This window comes from Chroococcus sp. FPU101 (assembly GCF_017312365.1).
Classification (GTDB): domain Bacteria; phylum Cyanobacteriota; class Cyanobacteriia; order Cyanobacteriales; family Microcystaceae; genus Chroococcus.
The window spans coordinates 1-5,165 of record NZ_BLJI01000083.1 but is presented as its reverse complement, the minus strand read 5'-3'; the positions used below and the strand labels follow the sequence as shown (position 1 = coordinate 5,165).

Annotated in this window: 6 protein-coding genes and 1 pseudogene; 2 read left to right on the top strand and 5 right to left on the bottom strand. The window is 41.0% G+C overall.

Annotation, left to right across the window (positions count from 1 at the left end):
* Positions 1-96: 96 nt before the first annotated feature.
* Positions 97-375, bottom strand: a complete 279-nt coding sequence (locus CFPU101_RS24945; RefSeq protein WP_206818549.1) for a hypothetical protein — start codon at positions 373-375, stop codon at positions 97-99.
* A 19-nt stretch (positions 376-394) separates the two neighbouring features.
* Entirely contained in the window at positions 395-577 is a 183-nt protein-coding gene (locus CFPU101_RS24940; protein WP_206818547.1) for a hypothetical protein, read from the bottom strand.
* 71 nt (positions 578-648) lie between these two features.
* Here CFPU101_RS24940 and CFPU101_RS25875 point away from each other — a divergent pair.
* Positions 649-1,287, top strand: a pseudogene (locus tag CFPU101_RS25875) (strawberry notch C-terminal domain-containing protein); the annotation flags it as partial.
* A 66-nt stretch (positions 1,288-1,353) separates the two neighbouring features.
* Positions 1,354-2,043, top strand: a complete 690-nt coding sequence (locus tag CFPU101_RS25870; RefSeq protein WP_242578262.1) for a hypothetical protein — start codon at positions 1,354-1,356, stop codon at positions 2,041-2,043.
* 513 nt (positions 2,044-2,556) lie between these two features.
* Here CFPU101_RS25870 and CFPU101_RS24930 read toward each other — a convergent pair.
* The 3 genes from CFPU101_RS24930 to CFPU101_RS24920 form a co-directional block, all read right to left on the bottom strand.
* Positions 2,557-3,612: a mevalonate kinase gene (locus CFPU101_RS24930; RefSeq protein ID WP_206818545.1), complete on the bottom strand. Its 1,056-nt coding sequence runs from the start codon at positions 3,610-3,612 to the stop codon at positions 2,557-2,559.
* Between the two features lie 349 nt (positions 3,613-3,961).
* The gene (locus tag CFPU101_RS24925; RefSeq protein WP_206818542.1) at positions 3,962-4,495 is read right to left on the bottom strand and encodes an AAA family ATPase; all 534 of its coding nucleotides are present in this window, start codon (positions 4,493-4,495) and stop codon (positions 3,962-3,964) included.
* A 197-nt stretch (positions 4,496-4,692) separates the two neighbouring features.
* Positions 4,693-4,986, bottom strand: coding sequence for a Nif11-like leader peptide family natural product precursor (locus tag CFPU101_RS24920; protein WP_206818541.1), 294 nt, complete (start codon positions 4,984-4,986; stop codon positions 4,693-4,695).
* Positions 4,987-5,165: the final 179 nt, after the last annotated feature.

Here is a 5,165-nt window from a genome sequence, read left to right as displayed (position 1 = left end):
TCCCACAAGCTTAGAGGGCGTTCCTTCAACTCACGACAAACTTGTCTTAATTGAAAAGCGGCTTTGGTCAAGGGATTTTCAAAACTTGTAATTCTCTCATGACGCAAGGGGTTTTGCCCAACTTCCTTGGACTTCAGGAATTAGAGCGAGAGTACTATACCCCTGTCCTAAAGTAATCGGCTTGCCACTAATCACTTTTGCCCCATGCTCATAAGTTCGGTCTTTGAGGGTAGAAGCATAAATCCTTGACCAGGCTGTATGATCTCCAGCCAGAATTATCTGTTGCTTTTTATCTTTATCTATATGAATTTGTCGAAGATACAGTTTCATCAACTCATCACGCTGCGGTCGTACGTCTTCTATGGCTTCATACAATGAGGAAAATTTCCTCTCTTTATACGGGTGATAGAGATAGTTCGGCAAATGAATCCAGACTTTTAGTAACTAAAACCGCATCCATTACATCCATTGTTGCGTCTTTAGCTTTTCCCAATAATTCGTACGCTTCTTGACGAAATCTTTTCAGTCGTTCTAAGTTCATTTTAGGGAGATTGAGTAATTTTGAGCAATTTCTCATTTTCTCCCAAATAGCAGTTCGGATGTATTTCCAACTGCTTTTTTTAGTCTAAACTCCAGTCAGAAGCAGGTGGTACAGGTCGCTCGTATCATGCCGATTTGAAGGCTAAGAATCAACGTCTCCGCGTCCACTATCTACTTGAAGCAGGTTGGAAAGCCGACTCCGCTATTCAAGGGTTAGGGAGGACAAATCGAACCAATCAGGCTCAACCACCACTCTTTCGACCTGTAACTACTAATGTTAAAGGTGAAAAGCGTTTCTTGAGTACGATCGCTCGTCGCTTGGATTCTCTGGGTGCCTTAACGCGGGGACAGCGACAGACTGGAGGACAAGGGCTGTTTCGAGAAGAAGATAACTTGGAGTCACCCTATGCCAAAGCCGCCTTACGTCAACTTTATCATGCGCTCTATGGGGGTAAAGTTGATTGTTGCTCTTTAAATATATTTGAATCACATACGGGACTTTCCCTAACGGATAAAGAGGGCAAACTCAAGGAAGACTTACCACCAATCGCTCAATTCCTGAACCGTGTTCTCGCCTTGCGGATTGAACTGCAAAATGCCCTATTTGAGGAATTTGAGGTCAGAGTAGAAAGTAAGATCGAGGAAGCCATCTCATCGGGAAGCTATGAAGTCGGCGTTGAAACCCTTAAAGCTGAAAGTTTGAAAGTTATAGAACGCAAAGTCATCTACACTCACCCCCAAACCTAGGCTCAAACCCACTGCGTCAAGATTGAACGTCAGCGTAAGGCACAAGTTCTTAGCCTTCAAGAAGCTTTGGAAACAGCTGACCGCTATCAGGGTAAATTAGTCGCTAATGAGCGTTCTGGCAGAGTTGCCGTAGCCATTCCCACTAACAGCACTGTTACCGATGATGGGTCGATTGTACGTCGAGTTAACCTGATTCGCCCAACTACTAACGAAAAGATGAGCATCGGACAATTTTTAGCTTCTACTTGGGCAGAAATTAGCCAAGCATCATTTAAGCAGCTTTGGCAGCAGGAGGTCAGCCAAACTTCTCAGTTCGAGGTGGATTCGTTCTATCTGATTACAGGCTTACTGTTGCCCATCTGGTCTCGTCTGGATGCTCAAAATATGAAGGTGTTCCGACTTCAGACCGATAATGGTGAGAAGTTGCTGGGGCGGTTAGTCCAGGTGGAGAACATCGCCTCAGTGTATCGTAATCTGGGGATTGGCGAAACTCCTAAACTGACGGCTGATGAGGTCTTTCAGGCAGTGATTCAACGCAAGGAAGTCATCCCCTTAGTTCAAGGCTGGCAGTTAAAAGCGTCTTCAATCATGGGCAATCAACGCTTGGAGATTACAGGTATTCATCAGAAGGCTGAGGTAATGTGCCTCAAAGCTGTAGGCTGTATGACGGAGATGATTAACTGGAAATTGAGGGTTTTCATCCCAGTGAATGAACAAGCCATATCTGTCATTGAGAAGATTCGTAACTTAGCTTGAAGTTAAAGGCAGGGGGAAAAACACTCCCCCTGTCTTTTTCAGGCACAATAGAAAAAGCCTATGCCCAAATAAAGTTATGAGTACCCAGCTAATCATTAACTTACCCGATAAAATCTATCACCAAATCCAACAGGAATGCCCAACTGTCCAAGCGTGATGTTTCAAAGATCCTAGCTGATACAATCAAACTGTCTTTGCCTTTATTAAATCTACAAACCCAGTTTCTGTGAACCCGTTTCTGACCTTAGAAATGAACAAGTTCTCGCTTTGACCGAATTACAAATGGAAGCCGAACCAGACCGAAAATTAAGCAATTTACTCGACCAACAGCAAGCTGGAAGATTAAATTTGTAACCTCAGTTCGGGTGATCAGGACTTTTTTTAGATTAACTGTAATAGATGTGACTTAATTTGAGTTCGGGATCAGCACCAAACCCTGATTCTATTATGTGCTGAAACCTTAATTCTTTCATCTTAGCAAAATCTTCTTAACTCGAACTGACTACCAATTAATCAGACAGAAACTCTTGAAATCGTTAACTGTAACGCTTGCATTTGCGGAAAATCGCGCTGGATAATTTCGATAACTTTTTTTTGACTCTCTTGATTTTTAGCAATTAGTTGTGCCGTGCCATCACCCTGAGAACCGACCCCTTTTCCTCCTTCTATCCAATGACTCAAAGGTTCATGCTCAAGAAGAAGATGGAGTTTTTTGGCCGTTAATTGTTCTCGACAAGCTGGAACGACGTATCGGTCAAATTTAGCTTGAGCTTTTGTCATTAAAACCCCGAGAAGTTGAGCATCTCCGAGTTGTATTGCTTTGACTGCACTTAGGGTAATTTCCGCACTAATAGAGCCTAAATATTTTTGGACATTTTGCTCAAGAGAATTGGTCGCTTCAGGGTAACATTGATTCAATCGTCTGAGAATTTCTTGTGTATTTTTACTCCCAGCAAGATCTACAATTACAAAAAATAAATCTTTGCTAACTTTAAGCTCTTTGATCTCGATTTGTTCACCATCAAAAATCATCAAGATTGGGCGATTTCCATAAGCGCAAGCCTGATCCATCCGACCACAAAGACTAGGAGTCGTTCTTTCTCCCAAGTAGGCTAACTCCATTTCTTCACGGATGGTCATCTTTAAGTCGTATAGACGATTAAAAGCCCTCGCAATTAAGACGCAAAAGGCAGCAGAAGAAGATAATCCTTTTTGAATCGGTAAGTCGGTTAGATAATTATCAACCTCAAGTCCACCAACACCATAGCGAGTCAGAAATTGATAAGCTGTACCAGCCGCATAACTAAAAAAACCGCCTTTTGCCGCTACATCCTTAAGAGTATTAGGTTCCATCGGTAATCTAATCGATTGCTCATGCTTGCGATCGCTTAAAGAAGAACGAATGATTAACTCAGTGGAATTAGGTTCGATCTCGGCATGAATTCCTTGATTAGTCCCAACAATTAAGGTATAGCCTTTTTCGATTTGAGCATTAAGAAGGCGGTATTCTCCTGCCCAATCGCTGTGTTCTCCAAACAAACAAAGACGGCCTGGAACAAAAATTTTCATTTAAAGTTTCCTATTGTAAATCAGAGTATATATCTTGAGTAACTTCAATCAACAATTGGCTCTGTCATTATCTATAGCCCGAAAGAATCTGAAATAATGTTTTTTTGTTTGCAACATAACTGAACAAGCGCGAGAAAGTTCAAAAAATGATACTCTACAGTTGTAGACATTAAAGAAAGATTGTTTTTGAGATGTCTGTCAACAATTTAATCGTGTAAGTAGTCTGTTCTTGAACAGTCAAATGCACTATTAGATTCACTCAGACTATCTACAACTTTTAGAAGCAACGCGATCGCGTTGCTCACCGTCTATAAAAATCGTCCTCATCCCAGTCCGCCTTCTTAGGTGATTAGGTTGATTCTTCAACATATTTCAGAATTGTTTGAACATTTTTATCTTTGAGATGAACTGCATCTATCGTCAGGTATTCTCCTTCATCTGCTGTCCAAGCTTCACGAACCAGACGCATCTGTTCGACATGACTCCAATGAACGGTGTCATGCCAGCCAGGAATCTTACGCCGACGACTTTCCACTCGTTGACGATGTAGCGATCGCTCAGAGCAAATTGTTTCAATTCCATAGAAGGCGGCACTGTGCGATTGTGCTAAATTCTGCCAGCGTTTTCTTTCTGCAATAGTATTAGCTGGGATGTCTAAAATAACCGATTGACCTAACATGAATTGTCGTTGGGTCAGCATGGTCAGTAATGCTTCAGCCGTTGTGATGTAAAAGCCTTGCTTTTGAACACGAAACTCAGATAGTAGCATCGCCCCTAACACCCAATCTAGAGAGAAAACGGGGATCTGCAAGATCTGTGCGATTTCTTCTGAAAGAACACTTTTGCCAGTACCAGGAAGACCAGAAAACAAAATTAGTTTCATCTTTTCATCGCTGACTGCTCTTAAGCTATAGAGGTAGCTTAGTCTTGATTCTAACGTATAGGATGAAAGACACTCCAAAAATCATTTTATTTTTCGCAAATACTGCTTAATTTATCGGATTTTTAACTGATAAAAAAGCTAAAATCAAACCTTGCTCAACTTAATCTGTGAGCAATTAAAAACATAACTTAACTCGGTTAATATCGTTCACGGTTCGGCTCTCCATCATAAGGCTGCACTCCCACGGCTGGGTAATTATCATGATCTGGGCTAAAAATTTCTAAAATTGACTCAGCTAATTTTTTGAAGAAATTGGGCTTCTTACTTAACTCAGCCATCGCCTGATTAAGGTGTTCAGAAGAAAACTCAAATCCTTCTTTCTTCCCTAAATCTATTAGTTCTGTTTCGCTAGTTGCTGCTTGCACTTTCTCTTTAAGCGATTCGTCTTTAGCAGCTTGGCTAAAAAATTCAAATACTTGTTCTTTAGACATCTGTTTATTAGTAAAATTTGTTACAAAAAACTTCTTGCTCTTAATGATAACAATTTAAGAAAAAGGTTGCTTTAACTAGACGACAGAAGTTTTTGACGTGAGGAAGTGCCAGTTATTTTAAGAATTGTTGTATTGCTCACACTACCTGATTGCTAAATGATTCTGAACTAATACCAAGT

Coding starts and splice junctions, on each gene's coding strand:
- CFPU101_RS24940 (WP_206818547.1), bottom strand. CDS start 577: ATGAGAAATTGCTCAAAATTACTCAATCTCCCTAAAATGAACTTAGAA.
- CFPU101_RS24930 (WP_206818545.1), bottom strand. CDS start 3,612: ATGAAAATTTTTGTTCCAGGCCGTCTTTGTTTGTTTGGAGAACACAGC.
- CFPU101_RS24925 (WP_206818542.1), bottom strand. CDS start 4,495: ATGAAACTAATTTTGTTTTCTGGTCTTCCTGGTACTGGCAAAAGTGTT.
- CFPU101_RS24920 (WP_206818541.1), bottom strand. CDS start 4,986: ATGTCTAAAGAACAAGTATTTGAATTTTTTAGCCAAGCTGCTAAAGAC.